Annotated in this window: 15 protein-coding genes; 10 read left to right on the top strand and 5 right to left on the bottom strand. The window is 49.6% G+C overall.

Going from position 1 to position 13,435, the window contains the following annotated elements:
- The first annotated feature begins 8 nt into the window (after positions 1-8).
- The 4 genes from ompC to ttcA all read left to right on the top strand — a co-directional run bounded on the left by ompC (position 9) and on the right by ttcA (position 3,157).
- On the top strand, positions 9-1,133 hold the full coding sequence (ompC, locus tag OGX80_RS21375) for a porin OmpC (protein ID WP_071258364.1): 1,125 nt from the start codon (positions 9-11) through the stop codon (positions 1,131-1,133).
- Between the two features lie 141 nt (positions 1,134-1,274).
- Positions 1,275-1,493, top strand: a complete 219-nt coding sequence (locus tag OGX80_RS21370) for a KTSC domain-containing protein (RefSeq protein ID WP_012132297.1) — start codon at positions 1,275-1,277, stop codon at positions 1,491-1,493.
- A 75-nt stretch (positions 1,494-1,568) separates the two neighbouring features.
- Positions 1,569-2,003, top strand: a complete 435-nt coding sequence (uspF, locus tag OGX80_RS21365) for a universal stress protein UspF (protein ID WP_012132296.1) — start codon at positions 1,569-1,571, stop codon at positions 2,001-2,003.
- Positions 2,004-2,221: 218 nt separating this feature from the next.
- Positions 2,222-3,157: a tRNA 2-thiocytidine(32) synthetase TtcA gene (ttcA, locus tag OGX80_RS21360; protein WP_012132294.1), complete on the top strand. Its 936-nt coding sequence runs from the start codon at positions 2,222-2,224 to the stop codon at positions 3,155-3,157.
- 95 nt (positions 3,158-3,252) lie between these two features.
- Here ttcA and dbpA read toward each other — a convergent pair whose 3' ends face one another.
- The 3 genes from dbpA to zntB form a co-directional block, all read right to left on the bottom strand.
- Positions 3,253-4,626: an ATP-dependent RNA helicase DbpA gene (gene dbpA / locus OGX80_RS21355; protein ID WP_104868622.1), complete on the bottom strand. Its 1,374-nt coding sequence runs from the start codon at positions 4,624-4,626 to the stop codon at positions 3,253-3,255.
- Between the two features lie 29 nt (positions 4,627-4,655).
- Positions 4,656-4,838, bottom strand: a complete 183-nt coding sequence (gene ynaL / locus OGX80_RS21350; RefSeq protein ID WP_072025335.1) for a proline-rich small protein YnaL — start codon at positions 4,836-4,838, stop codon at positions 4,656-4,658.
- Positions 4,839-5,114: 276 nt separating this feature from the next.
- On the bottom strand, positions 5,115-6,098 hold the full coding sequence (gene zntB / locus OGX80_RS21345) for a zinc transporter ZntB (RefSeq protein WP_012132292.1): 984 nt from the start codon (positions 6,096-6,098) through the stop codon (positions 5,115-5,117).
- A gap of 537 nt (positions 6,099-6,635) precedes the next feature.
- Here zntB and OGX80_RS21340 point away from each other — a divergent pair.
- Positions 6,636-7,868, top strand: a complete 1,233-nt coding sequence (locus tag OGX80_RS21340; RefSeq protein WP_115181608.1) for a sensor domain-containing diguanylate cyclase — start codon at positions 6,636-6,638, stop codon at positions 7,866-7,868.
- Between the two features lie 40 nt (positions 7,869-7,908).
- On the opposite strand, the gene smrA is transcribed toward OGX80_RS21340, so the two are convergent.
- Positions 7,909-8,472 carry a DNA endonuclease SmrA gene (gene smrA, locus OGX80_RS21335; RefSeq protein WP_012132289.1) on the bottom strand — a complete coding sequence of 188 codons (564 nt, stop codon included), beginning with the start codon at positions 8,470-8,472 and terminating at the stop codon, positions 7,909-7,911.
- 521 nt (positions 8,473-8,993) lie between these two features.
- On the opposite strand from smrA, the gene ogt reads away from it, so the two are divergent.
- From ogt to uspE, 5 genes are all read left to right on the top strand, one after another.
- Positions 8,994-9,509, top strand: a complete 516-nt coding sequence (gene ogt, locus OGX80_RS21330) for a methylated-DNA--[protein]-cysteine S-methyltransferase (protein WP_115181606.1) — start codon at positions 8,994-8,996, stop codon at positions 9,507-9,509.
- Between the two features lie 194 nt (positions 9,510-9,703).
- The gene (fnr, locus tag OGX80_RS21325; RefSeq protein ID WP_003020397.1) at positions 9,704-10,456 is read left to right on the top strand and encodes a fumarate/nitrate reduction transcriptional regulator Fnr; all 753 of its coding nucleotides are present in this window, start codon (positions 9,704-9,706) and stop codon (positions 10,454-10,456) included.
- Between the two features lie 325 nt (positions 10,457-10,781).
- Positions 10,782-11,486 carry a class I SAM-dependent methyltransferase gene (locus OGX80_RS21320; protein WP_233644144.1) on the top strand — a complete coding sequence of 235 codons (705 nt, stop codon included), beginning with the start codon at positions 10,782-10,784 and terminating at the stop codon, positions 11,484-11,486.
- 198 nt (positions 11,487-11,684) lie between these two features.
- On the top strand, positions 11,685-11,888 hold the full coding sequence (gene ydfZ / locus OGX80_RS21315) for a putative selenium delivery protein YdfZ (RefSeq protein ID WP_024130312.1): 204 nt from the start codon (positions 11,685-11,687) through the stop codon (positions 11,886-11,888).
- A 259-nt stretch (positions 11,889-12,147) separates the two neighbouring features.
- Positions 12,148-13,098, top strand: coding sequence for a universal stress protein UspE (gene uspE / locus OGX80_RS21310; protein WP_012132283.1), 951 nt, complete (start codon positions 12,148-12,150; stop codon positions 13,096-13,098).
- Between the two features lie 56 nt (positions 13,099-13,154).
- Here the strand turns inward: uspE and OGX80_RS21305 are convergent, their stop codons facing one another.
- Positions 13,155-13,415 (bottom strand): DUF2534 family protein, encoded by a 261-nt coding sequence (locus OGX80_RS21305; RefSeq protein ID WP_012132282.1) that lies wholly within the window; start codon positions 13,413-13,415, stop codon positions 13,155-13,157.
- Between the last annotated feature and the right edge of the window lie 20 nt (positions 13,416-13,435).

The raw sequence follows: 13,435 nt of genomic DNA, 5'->3' as shown, positions 1-13,435 counted from the left end.
TTATTTCAATGAAAAGAAAAGTACTGGCTCTCGTAATCCCTGCCCTGTTAGCCGCAGGCGCGGCCCACGCCGCTGAAGTTTATAATAAAGACGGCAATAAATTAGATCTCTATGGCAAAGTAGACGGTCTGCATTATTTCTCTGATGACGCAAATTCTGACGGCGATCAAACATACATGCGTATGGGTTTCAAGGGTGAAACTCAGGTTAACGATATGATCACGGGTTACGGCCAGTGGGAATATCAGGTTCAGGCTAACGGTACCGAAGGTGATAAAGGTGACTCCTGGACTCGTCTGGCATTCGCAGGTATTAAAGTCGGTGACTATGGTTCATTCGACTACGGCCGTAACTACGGCGTACTGTACGACGTGGAAGGCTGGACCGATATGTTGCCAGAATTCGGCGGCGACTCTTATACCAAAGCAGACAACTTCATGACCGGTCGTGCTAACGGCGTAGCAACCTACCGTAATACCGACTTCTTCGGTCTGGTGGATGGTCTGAGCTTTGCGCTGCAATATCAGGGGGCGAATGAAAACCAGGTTACCAACGAGCAGGAAGGTACGGGCAACGGCGGCGACCGTAACGTGAAAAACTCCAACGGCGACGGCTTCGGTATCTCTTCAACTTACGATCTGGGTATGGGCGTCAGCTTCGGTGCGGCATATACCACCTCCGACCGAACAAATCAGCAAGCAAACCACTCCACTGCTGGCGGTGATAAAGCAGATGCGTGGACTGCTGGCCTGAAATATGACGCTAACAACATCTATCTGGCGACCATGTATTCTGAAACCCGTAATATGACTCCTTACGGTGGCTCAAACGGCAGTGATAACACCATTGCCAACAAAACCCAGAACTTTGAAGTTACAGCGCAGTACCAGTTCGACTTCGGTCTGCGTCCTGCCGTATCTTTCCTGATGTCTAAAGGTAAGGATCTGGCCGGCGGTGAAGATAAAGACCTGGTTAAATATGCTGACGTAGGCGCGACCTACTACTTCAACAAAAACTTTTCCACTTATGTTGATTACAAAATCAACCTGCTGGATGAAGACGACAGCTTCTACACTCGCAACGATATGTCTACCGACGACGTCGTTGCTCTGGGTATGGTTTACCAGTTCTAAGTCCGTCAGCCCGCTGGCAACGGCGGGCTTTTTTCATAACAACAGTGTTTTATCTATACTAAAACAATATATTTGTTGCGCTAAAACTCTCCATTGATAGATGATATATTGCATAAAGATCTGCTGTAGAGGACGCCGGCAATGAACCATCATCCCGTTAAATCATCCCGTATTGCATCCGTCGGCTATGACGAAACCTCCAGCACGCTGGAAATTCGTTTTCATCGAACCGGTACTCTGCAATATCTCGGCGTCCCGTCGCGTATTTTTCGTGATTTTCTTGTCGTGGTTTCTAAAGGCCGCTTTTATGACGGCGTGATCAAAGGGAAATTTCCAGAGCAGAAACCAAACTCACGCTAAAATGTGACTCCTGTCATTGTACATAAAGTGCCATTAAGGGTTAAACTTTAATCGGATACTTAAACAGGAGGTTTTATGAGCAGAACGATTCTTGTGCCCATCGATATTTCAGATTCAGAATTAACTCAACGCGTTATCACCCATGTTGAAGCCGAGGCAAAAATAGATGACGCAGAGGTCCATTTCCTGACCGTTATTCCGTCACTGCCCTATTACGCCTCTTTAGGCCTGGCCTACTCAGCAGAGTTACCGGCTATGGACGATCTGAAAGCCGAAGCAAAATCTCAACTGGAAGAGATTATCAAGAAGTTCAGTATTCCTGCCGACAGAGTACAGATTCATATCGCGGAAGGTTCTCCGAAAGATAAAATTCTGGAAATGGCTAAAAAATTACCGGCAGACATGGTGATTATTGCTTCTCACCGCCCGGACATCACCACGTATCTGCTGGGCTCCAACGCCGCAGCGGTCGTACGCCATGCCGAATGCTCCGTCCTGGTGGTTCGCTAAACGCATCAGCCCGCACGCCGTTGCGGGCTTTTCATATCCACTTTTCAACCCTGCACGCTTACCTGCAACCTGAGGTATAACGGGTATAAATGTGCTGACATTCTTCTCGCCAATCCGTACCATACACGCCACAGTTTTTATATCAGATTTCTTTTGCCGGTCTTTCCGGCGTGATGCATACTTTTCTGATGCCACACAATGAATTGAGCCTCTATTAAATGTCGCAAAATCAAGATATTAGCAAGAAAGAACAGTACAACCTGAACAAATTACAAAAGCGTCTGCGTCGTAACGTGGGCGAAGCGATTGCTGACTTCAATATGATCGAAGAAGGCGATCGCATCATGGTGTGCCTTTCCGGTGGGAAAGACAGCTATACCATGCTGGAAATTCTGCGTAATTTGCAGCAAAGCGCACCCGTCAACTTTTCACTGGTCGCCGTTAACCTTGACCAGAAGCAACCGGGTTTTCCCGAACACATTCTGCCGGAATATCTTGAGAACCTGGGCGTAGAGTATAAGATCGTTGAAGAAAACACCTATGGGATCGTTAAAGAGAAAATTCCTGAAGGCAAAACGACCTGCTCTCTGTGCTCCCGACTGCGCCGCGGTATTCTCTACCGCACCGCAACAGAACTGGGTGCGACCAAAATTGCGTTAGGCCACCACCGCGACGATATTCTGCAAACGTTATTCCTGAACATGTTCTACGGCGGGAAAATGAAAGGGATGCCGCCGAAGCTGATGAGCGATGACGGCAAACACATCGTTATCCGCCCGCTGGCCTACTGCCGCGAGAAAGATATTGAGCGTTTTTCAGAAGCCAAAGCGTTCCCGATCATTCCGTGCAACCTGTGCGGGTCGCAGCCAAACCTGCAACGCCAGGTCATCGCCGACATGCTGCGCGACTGGGATAAGCGTTATCCAGGGCGTATTGAAACCATGTTCAGCGCGATGCAGAACGTGGTGCCTTCTCATCTGAGCGATATTAATCTTTTTGATTTCAAAGGCATTAATCATGATTCCGACGTAGTAGACGGTGGTGATTTAGCCTTTGACCGCGAAGAGATCCCTCTGCAACCCGCAGGCTGGCAGCCAGAGGAAGACGATAATCAGCTGGATGAACTGCGTCTGAACGTCGTGGAAGTGAAGTAATTTCTGGCTCAGCCGGATGGCGACGTAAACGTCTTATCCGGCCTACGATGCGCATAAGCACCTGTAGGCCGGATAAGCGGAGCGCCAACGGGCATTTATTTCAATAAACGAACCCGACAGTTCTTCCCTTTTATCTTTCCGTTCTGCAATTGCTTCCAGGCTTTCTGCGCCACAGGCTGGCGAACCGCCACATAGACATGAGCCGGATGTACGGTAATTTTGCCAATATCAGCGCTATCCAGACCAATATCTCCCGTTAATGCTCCCAGCACGTCGCCCGGGCGCATTTTTGCCTTTTTACCGCCATCAATGCACAGCGTCGCCATTTCAGCTTCCAGCGGTGCAACCGGAACGTTGCCCGGCGGCGTCAGCCAGTTCAGTTTAAGCTGCAACATTTCAGACAGGATATTGGCGCGCTGCGCCTCTTCCGGCGCGCAAAAACTGATCGCCAGACCGCTGTTGCCTGCACGGGCGGTACGACCAATACGGTGTACGTGAACCTCCGGGTCCCACGCCAGCTCGAAGTTTACGACCAGCTCCAGCGACTTGATATCCAGCCCACGCGCGGCGACGTCCGTCGCTACCAGTACGCGCGCGCTGCCGTTTGCAAAACGAACCAGCGTCTGGTCACGATCGCGCTGCTCAAGGTCGCCATGCAGCGATAATGCGCTCTGCCCAACAGAATTGAGCGCATCACAAACCGCCTGACAATCTTTTTTGGTATTACAGAAAACAACGCATGACGCAGGCTGATGCTGGCTCAGCAGCTTTTGCAGCAGCGGGATTTTCCCCTGAGAAGATGTTTCAAAAAACTGCTGCTCGATAGATGGCAGCGCGTCCACCGAATCAATTTCAATCGTCAGTGGATTTTGCTGAACCCGACCGCTGATCGCCGCGATGGCCTCAGGCCAGGTGGCGGAAAACAGCAGAGTCTGACGGCGTGACGGCGCAAAGCGAATCACCTCGTCAATAGCGTCGCTAAAGCCCATATCCAGCATCCTGTCGGCTTCATCCATCACCAGCGTTTGCAGGGCATCCAGAGAAACAGTGCCTTTTTGCAGATGGTCAAGCAGGCGACCCGGCGTCGCGACAATAATATGCGGCGCATGCTGGAGAGAGTCTCGCTGCGCGCCGAAAGGTTGCCCGCCGCACAACGTCAGGATTTTGGTATTAGGCAGAAAACGCGCCAGACGACGCAGCTCCCCTGCCACCTGATCGGCCAGTTCGCGCGTAGGACAAAGCACCAGCGACTGGGTCTGGAACAGACTGGCATCAATATGCTGTAAAAGCCCGAGACCAAATGCAGCCGTTTTTCCGCTGCCGGTTTTTGCCTGCACGCGCACATCTTTTCCGGCCAGGATCGCCGGTAACGCAGCGGCCTGGACAGGCGTCATCTCAAGATAACCCAACTCGTTAAGATTCTCGAGTTGGGCGGCAGGCAGGACATTCAGAGTAGAAAAAGCGGTCACAATTTAATCTCGCGGTAAAAGACACACAGTCAGCAGGCGCGTATCCTCGCAGATCTCCGCTCTTGATGCGACAATTTAATCGGTTCTTCATCCGGTGGCGGATCTGGCATAGGTTGTGGGCGCGGGATAGGATCGGGAATCGGCACCGGATCGGTTGGTACGGAATCCGACTGGCGTGTTTGCATTTGCAATAACGTGAACAGGCTGGTCATATTACCCTCCGGTCATACAGATTGACTCTTTTAGGGTAGACGCTGATATCCCGCAGGCAAAAAAAAAGCCGACTAATCTAAGTCGGCGTCGTACGAATCAATTGTGCTATGCAGTAATTCAAAAAAGGAAGTAAGACAATATGGAGCGCAACGCCCATCGCTTGACGTTGCATTCACCTGCGAGAGAGATATTGCCCCGAATGGGTAGATTGTTTATTGACTTCGCTCAAATTATGCGGTGTTTTTCTGCTCAAAGGACGATGAAAAGCGTTGTTGTTACAACCATTTACTACGATGCAACCATAAGGTAACACCACCAATCAGGACAACTAACAGAATACAGAACATAGAAAATCCAAAATGCCATGCGCCGCCCGGAATTCCCCCGAGATTCACGCCGAACAAGCCGGTTAAAAATGTACTGGGCAGAAAGACCATCGCCATCAGCGACATCGTATAGGTTCTGCGCGCTAAGGACTCCTGCATGACTTGCGCGATTTCATCGGCCATCACGCCCGTGCGCGCAATACACGCGTCGATCTCATCCAGCCCCCTTCCCAGACGATCCGCGATATCCTGCATTCGACGACGCTGATCATCATTCATCCAGGCCAGACGCTCGCTTGCCAGTCGCGCATAAACATCACGCTGAGGCGCCATGTATCGACGCATCACAATCAGTTGCTTACGCAGTAACGCCAGGAAACCACGCGGCGGGATCTGCTGATCGAGCAGATTGTCTTCCAGGTCGATAATTTTATCGTGTAATTGCTCGATAAATTCGCTGGCGTGATCCGTCAGGGCGTCACACACGTCGACCAGCCAGCCGCCGCAATCGGACGGGCCAGTCCCTTCCTGCAAGTCGCTAACCACCTCATCAAGCGCCAGAACTTTTCGCTGTCGCGTTGAGACGATAAAACGTTCATCCATATATACACGCATCGCCACTAGCTGGTCAGGGCGTTCATCGGTACTGCCGTTGATGCAGCGTAAGGTGATCAGCGTGCCTTCCCCCATCCGACTGACGCGTGGACGCGAACTCTCGCCAGCCAGCGCATCGCGTACAGAATTCGGTAACAAAGGCGTCGACGCCAGCCACTGCGCGCTGTCAGGGTGGGTGTAATTGAGATGCAACCAGCAGGGATGCTGGCTGTCGATAATATCGTCATTTTCAAGCGGTTTAATGCCGCCGCGACCATCCAGTAGCCAGGCAAAAACGGCATCCGGCACATTGACTTCCGATCCCTTGATGGCTTCCACAACGCCTCCACATTCATTCAACGCTTTTTCGTTAGTCTAGCCTTCGGCGTATGTTAAGCAATACCTCATTATCCCATTGCGCTGAAATGATTCAGAAAAGTACGATATGGCAGGAAAGGCACCGGCATCACCGGCGCAAATGTGTTGTACGAGACAATATGGGGTGTTCAATGGATGATAATTTACTTAATCGAAATTTATGAATTTTAGTCTGTAGATCGATAACCTTGCGTTGCATCATCAGCTTTAATATGTCGTACGGGAAAGGGTTAACCTCTTTCAGAATGATTAGCCTGAGTAATGTTTATATAAGTCGCCATCAACCTTTCTTCCTTTTTACTCGTTCACACTTATATCGACCATTGAAAAAAAACTTATCATTCGTGGATTTGTCCTGGTTCCCTGCTAGATTTATCTGCACGTCTATTGTTGTCTCCCGATTTGTGAAAAAACGCTCCATATCACTGTAAGCTGTTAATAAAAAAGCCATTCACCAATAAACCGGCAACACAGCATGTGAAGATAACGGGATTATCGATGATTGCTCACGAACTCAATGCTCTGGATTTATTAAGTTTTCCTGTCTGGATTGTTTTACCACACACAGAAGAGTTAGTTTTCGCTAATACCGCCGCACGCGAACTGACACAGGAACAGACTTTCAGCCGTCTCAGAAAGGGGATATTTTCAACTTATGCGCAAAATGAGCTGCGCATGTACGTTGCTGATTTACACCACCATCACGATATTGTTGAAATTCTGACGGTCTGTCGTGATGGTAAAGAAATCGCCTTAACCTGCCGCCTCTCGGTTAAAACCCTGTCGACGCAGGGAGACGTTATTATTTTTGAAGGCATAGAGACACCTACGGCGCAAGGTCTCAAGGCCAGCCGTTCGGCAAACTATCAGCGTAAAAAACAAGGGTTTTACGCCCGTTTTTTCCTGACGAACTCCGCGCCGATGCTGTTGATAGACCCTTCGCGGGACGGTTTGATCGTCGATGCCAATCTGGCCGCACTCAATTTCTATGGCTACAGCCATGAAGCGATGTGCCAGAAACATACATGGGAAATCAACGTATTAGGCCGCCAGGTCTTACCCGTTATGCATGAGATTGCCCGTCTGCCCGGCGGTCATAAGCCCTTAAACTTCGTCCATAAACTCTCTGACGGCACCACCCGGCACGTACAAACCTATGCGGGGCCCCTTGAGATATACGGCGATAAACTCATGTTATGCATCATTCATGACATTACCGAGCAAAAACGGCTGGAACAGGAGCTGGAACGCGCTGCCCTGCATGATGCGCTGACCGGCTTACTGAACCGCAGGCAATTTTATCTTCTTACTGAGCAAAACCATACGCCCCATCTGTCGATGACAATGGATTACAGCCTGCTGCTCATCGATACCGATCGCTTCAAAAGCATTAACGATTTGTACGGTCATTTGAAAGGTGATGAAGTGCTGTGCGCTCTGGCGCGAACGCTGGAAGCCTGCGCACGTAAAGGCGACCTGGTCTTCCGCTGGGGCGGTGAAGAATTTGTCTTGCTGCTGCCGCGAACCTCGCTGGAGGTTGCGCTTAATCTTGCAGAATCAATACGCGCCGCCGTGGCGAAAGTCTGTATTCCTGGCCTGCCCCGTTTTACCGTCAGCATCGGCGTCGCACGGCACGAATCGAATGAAAGTATTGATGAATTATTTAAGCGGGTGGACGATGCCCTGTACAAAGCCAAAAACGACGGCAGAAATCGGGTGCTGGCTGCGTAATAAACGTCACAGGCTGCCCGTAAGTAGCCTGTGAACACCCTTAACGGCTGCGTTTCGCGTGACGCTCCCAGTTTTCCTGCTTTGCCTGCGCCGTTTTACGCAACGCAACATAACACGCTCCGCTGCCGCCATGATGAGGCAGCGCCGTACAGTAAGCCTGAACGTCGTCAAATTCCGTCAGCCAACGCGCCACATAACTGCGCACAATATTGGCATGCGCATTATCTTCCCGCCCTTTGCCATGAATGATCAGCACGTTGCGTAAACCATCCTGACGCGCCTGGCAGATGAAGCTAAACAGCATCTTGCGACATTCCTCAACCGGCTGACGAAGCAAATTGAGACTCGCCTGCTGGCTGTATTTTCCCGAACGCAGTTTGTCGAGCACGCCCTGCTGCAACCCTTCCCGGCGAAATTCCAGCGGTTCGCCCAAAGGAAGAATATCCAGAAACCCGGTAGTGAGAAAATTGTCGAGCTGGAGCGTATCGATACGCTGCGGCGCCCGTGAATTGCGCGTGGGCTGCCAGTGTACATCAGCGCAACGTTTCAACGGTTGGACATCCTCCATGGCGTCAAGAAACAGCGTTTTGTCGTCAAGGTTCATGATTCCTCCTCCAGCGCGTTAAGACAGGCACTATCATAACCGCGCGCTATTATACCGACAACGGTTTACAGTTATTTCCAATAAACGACACTGGCTCAATTATCTGGCTATGCGCATCTCACTATTTCATCCCCGGTAAAGCCACGTTTTATCCTGCGTTAACCGACAATTTCAGCGGGGCTTTTGTAAAATCAATTATGCCCTGAAAGTGGAATATCTCTTTTATAGCCGTTATAACTTTATTACCCGCTGAGGGAAAACCAGGTCGGGAAAAGGTTAAGGAAGCACTGCTGTGTAGATTTTAGGGGCTGGCGGATGTCGACAGTCCCTGTTTTTTATTCTCCTGCCGTGCTTCATTTTTTCAGCATCTTTATTTGTTCGCTTTTTCAACAAACAATGACGCTAAACGTATTATGCCCGCTTATCTTTTTAGGGGTATGGTTGCGGATATTGGTCGCATGGTATCTTGTTGAGCTGCTGATGAGTCCGGGAATTATCCCGCCTGCAATGAGAGATAACGGATGCTGAGATTACTTGAAGACAATATCGCGACCCCGCTGGGGCCGTTATGGGTGATTTGCGATGAGCAATTCCGCCTGCGCGCCGTCGAATGGGAGCAACACAGCGACCGTATGGAACAGCTACTGGACATACATTATCGTTCAGAGGGATACGAGCGCATCGCCGCCAAAAATCCGGGTGGCCTGAGCGATAAGCTCACCGCGTATTTTGAGGGAAATCTCAGCATCATTGATACGCTGGAGACCGCCACCGGGGGAACGCCTTTTCAGCGGGAAGTATGGCAGGCGCTGCGCACCATCCCCTGCGGTCAGGTTATGCATTATGGTCAACTTGCCGAAAAATTAGGCCGTCCGGGAGCCGCGCGCGCCGTAGGCGCCGCTAACGGATCTAACCCGATCAGTATCGTTGTGCCCTGCCATCGCGTAATCGGACGCAACGGGACAATGACGGGATATGCTGGCGGCGTACAGAGAAAAGAGTGGTTATTACGCCATGAAGGGTATCTGCTGTTGTAGAAACCAGGCATTTTGTGCCTTACCCGTCACACTTTGATGTAAAGTAACCACTTATAAAGCATGGATTTTCAAAGGGATATAAATATTTCTCCTGCTTATGCCTGAATTATCCTCTATTGGGAGTAGCTCAGGCTTACGTGCTCACCAAAAAGATGTTAAAATTGACAAATATCAATTACGGCTTGAGCAGACCTATGATCCCGGAAAAGCGAATTATACGGCGCATTCAGTCTGGCGGTTGTGCTATCCATTGCCAGGATTGCAGTATCAGCCAGCTTTGCATCCCGTTCACACTTAACGAACATGAGCTTGATCAGCTTGATAATATCATCGAGCGTAAAAAGCCTATTCAGAAAGGGCAAACGCTGTTTAAAGCAGGTGATGAACTGAAATCGCTCTATGCTATCCGCTCCGGTACGATTAAAAGCTACACCATTACCGAGCAGGGCGACGAGCAGATCACTGGTTTTCATTTAGCGGGCGACCTGGTCGGCTTTGACGCGATTGGCAGCGGGCACCACCCGAGCTTTGCCCAGGCGCTGGAAACCTCAATGGTATGTGAAATCCCGTTTGAGACTCTGGACGATCTCTCCGGTAAGATGCCTAACCTACGTCAACAGATGATGCGTCTGATGAGCGGCGAGATCAAAGGCGATCAGGATATGATCCTGTTGCTGTCGAAGAAAAATGCGGAAGAACGTCTGGCAGCCTTTATCTACAATCTGTCCCGTCGTTTTGCCCAGCGCGGTTTCTCTCCGCGTGAATTCCGCCTGACGATGACCCGTGGCGATATCGGTAACTACCTTGGCTTAACGGTCGAAACGATCAGCCGTCTGCTGGGGCGTTTCCAGAAAAGCGGTATGCTGGCGGTGAAAGGTAAATACATCACCATCGAAAACAGCGATGCGCTCGCAGTGCTTGCTGGTCATACTCGCAACGTTGCTTAATCTTTCCGCAAATAAGTCAGTTATCCTTCTGTTAAATCATTAAATTTTCCTGATTTATTGGTTTGACAGAAGGAATCACACCACGTCAATAAGCTAAAGAAATCTCAAATACGTAGCCATCACTCCAGTTGGACACCACTGGCATGGTTTACGCCCTGCCAGGCCGTTTTCGGATTAACCACATTGATTCATCATGCCGGAAAAGTACAATCCGCAGCGGCTGGCAACCGTTCTATATTCGCACTATCGAACGATCGCCAGCTGGCCGCAGTTGCGTTCTTGCATACGACGCAACTGCGGCAACCCTAACACCTTGTCATTTATAATGATTATTGATTTAATTCCCCCCGAAAACTATAAACAGGTGGAATTAATGAATAGAAACACAGATAACGGATCTAAAGTTTACACCCCCCTCACACTAAAACTTTATGACTGGTGGGTCTTGAGGGTATCAAATCGGCTTGCATGGGGGTGCCCCACTAAGGAATACCTTCTTCCACACTTCCTCCGACATTTAGGGAAAAAACATCTGGATATTGGTGTAGGAACCGGATATTACCTCACTCACGCTCCTGAAAGCCGTTTAATATCGCTAATGGATTTGAACGAAGCAAGCTTGAGCGCAGCATCAACAAGGGCTGGAGAAACGAAAATTCAGAGCAAAATTACCCATGATGTTTTCGAGCCTTACCCAAAAACCTTGCATAATCAATTTGACTCCATCTCCATGTTTTACCTTCTTCACTGCCTGCCTGGGGATATGTCTGCAAAAGGATGTGTAATACAGAATGCCGCGCAGGCTTTAACCGACAATGGCACTCTTTACGGCGCTACCATTCTTGGTAATGGCGTTAAGCACAATACTTTCGGTCAAAAACTGATGCGCATTTACAACCGGAAAGGCATTTTCTCAAATACCGGAGATTCAGAGGCGGGCTTAACGCAAATACTGTCCGAGTACTTCGAGGATGTTAAAACTACGGTTAAAGGTACTGTAGTTATGTTTTCAGCTTCAGGAAAAAAATAACAGTCAGCCGCACCAGGGTTCTGCATCGTGCGTAAACCCCGTCGTCAGCGGTTCAGTGAGTATAGAAAAAGTGTGACCTTGATCAAAAACAAAAAAAGATTATGGCAAAGGTGTATTTATATTACGTTCGCTTCTGGACTGCGGCCCGGATTGTTAAGCGGATTTTTTGATACCCAGATATTAAGAGGAGAAAGAACCATGATCACTTATGATCGTAACCATAATCCTATTACTAATGGCAGTCGGGTTATGATTAATGGGACGGGCAGAACGGGTAAAATCGTTGCCATACATTCTAACGGGTTAACTCCAGCCCAGTTACGCCGCAACAAAACCGTCGAAGTGGAAGGCTGTGAAGGCCAGTTCGAACCCGTTGAACTGATCCGTCTTGGTTCCCACTAACGATAAGAATGCCGCTATGGCGGCATTCATGAATCAAACAGATTTAATTACAGACTCTACTAAGCCGCTATTTACCCCAGGTATGCCCCGGAAGTCTGATTTTACTGATAGAAATTGTTTACATTCAATACACTGCCCTATAGAACAGCAAATTTTCCTGATTTATTGATCTGGCAGAAGGTTCCCCCCTGTTTCATTCAACATATATGGGTTACTCTTTTAATTACAAACTGCGGTGACAGTTGTAAGGAGACCCTGTATGGCTATGTATCAAAATATGCTGGTGGTCATCGACCCAAACCAGGACGATCAACCCGCATTACGACGCGCTGTTTATTTGCATCAACGGATTGGTGGCAAAATTAAAGCCTTTTTGCCGATCTATGATTTTTCCTATGAAATGACTACCCTGCTCTCGCCTGATGAGCGTACCGCGATGCGTCAGGGAGTCATCAGCCAGCGAACAGCCTGGATACGCGAACAAGCGAAATACTACATCGAAGCAGGTGTTCCCGTTGAGATAAAAGTGGTCTGGCACAACCGTCCCTTTGAAGCCATTATCCAGGAAGTGATCAGCGACGATCACGATCTGGTGCTCAAAATGGCGCACCAGCATGACCGCCTGGAAGCGGTAATCTTTACACCGACTGACTGGCATTTGTTGCGTAAATGCCCAAGCCCGGTATGGATGGTCAAGGACCAACCGTGGCCTGAAGGCGGTAAAGCGCTGGTGGCCGTGAACCTGGCAAGCGAAGAACCTTATCACAATGCGCTGAATGAAAAGCTGGTCAAAGAAACGCTGCAACTCGCAGAACAGGTGAACCACACCGAAGTCCATCTGGTTGGCGCCTACCCCGTGACGCCCATCAATATCGCAATCGAACTGCCTGAATTTGATCCGAGCGTTTACAACGACGCGATTCGCGGTCAGCATTTGCTGGCGATGAAGGCGCTACGGCAGAAATTCAGCATTGATGAGAAAGTGACGCATGTTGAAAAAGGGTTGCCTGAAGAGGTTATCCCGGATTTAGCCGAGCACCTACAGGCGGGTATCGTTGTACTGGGTACGGTTGGTCGTACCGGGATATCTGCGGCCTTCCTGGGCAATACGGCGGAACAGGTTATCGACCATTTGCGCTGCGATCTGCTTGTCATTAAACCCGATCAGTATCAGACACCGGTCGAACTGGACGACGAAGAAGACGATTAAGCCTATTTTCGTGCCGGGTAGCGCTTATGCCTACCCGGCGAAGCCGCTCACTCACGTTACTGTTTGTCCTCACCACCGAGGAAATAGATCCCCAGCGGAATGGCCAGCAGAATGGTGAAAACCAGACTGTAGACGCAAATCATTGATGACTGGATGAAATACATCGAGGTTGTCCACTCGGACAACGGAATATCATACTGTTCGATCACGCCGCCGATAGTCGCCCGCGTAACCACTGATGCCGCAATAATAAACACCGCCAGCAGGCCCAACAGAAATTTCTTCCCCTTTGCTGTCTTCAGCTTTGTCATGATCATGGTATCGTCCTTTTGCAGAT

Source organism: Citrobacter sp. CK194, assembly GCF_030333395.1.
In the GTDB taxonomy this organism is placed as follows: domain Bacteria; phylum Pseudomonadota; class Gammaproteobacteria; order Enterobacterales; family Enterobacteriaceae; genus Citrobacter_B; species Citrobacter_B koseri.
This window is presented reverse-complemented; position numbering and strand designations above follow the sequence as displayed.

Coding starts and splice junctions, on each gene's coding strand:
- uspF (WP_012132296.1), top strand. CDS start 1,569: ATGAGCAGAACGATTCTTGTGCCCATCGATATTTCAGATTCAGAATTA.
- ynaL (WP_072025335.1), bottom strand. CDS start 4,838: ATGACCAGCCTGTTCACGTTATTGCAAATGCAAACACGCCAGTCGGAT.
- ydfZ (WP_024130312.1), top strand. CDS start 11,685: ATGATCACTTATGATCGTAACCATAATCCTATTACTAATGGCAGTCGG.
- ttcA (WP_012132294.1), top strand. CDS start 2,222: ATGTCGCAAAATCAAGATATTAGCAAGAAAGAACAGTACAACCTGAAC.
- ompC (WP_071258364.1), top strand. CDS start 9: ATGAAAAGAAAAGTACTGGCTCTCGTAATCCCTGCCCTGTTAGCCGCA.
- OGX80_RS21370 (WP_012132297.1), top strand. CDS start 1,275: ATGAACCATCATCCCGTTAAATCATCCCGTATTGCATCCGTCGGCTAT.
- OGX80_RS21320 (WP_233644144.1), top strand. CDS start 10,782: ATGATTATTGATTTAATTCCCCCCGAAAACTATAAACAGGTGGAATTA.
- OGX80_RS21305 (WP_012132282.1), bottom strand. CDS start 13,415: ATGATCATGACAAAGCTGAAGACAGCAAAGGGGAAGAAATTTCTGTTG.
- smrA (WP_012132289.1), bottom strand. CDS start 8,472: ATGAACCTTGACGACAAAACGCTGTTTCTTGACGCCATGGAGGATGTC.
- uspE (WP_012132283.1), top strand. CDS start 12,148: ATGGCTATGTATCAAAATATGCTGGTGGTCATCGACCCAAACCAGGAC.
- fnr (WP_003020397.1), top strand. CDS start 9,704: ATGATCCCGGAAAAGCGAATTATACGGCGCATTCAGTCTGGCGGTTGT.
- OGX80_RS21340 (WP_115181608.1), top strand. CDS start 6,636: ATGATTGCTCACGAACTCAATGCTCTGGATTTATTAAGTTTTCCTGTC.
- ogt (WP_115181606.1), top strand. CDS start 8,994: ATGCTGAGATTACTTGAAGACAATATCGCGACCCCGCTGGGGCCGTTA.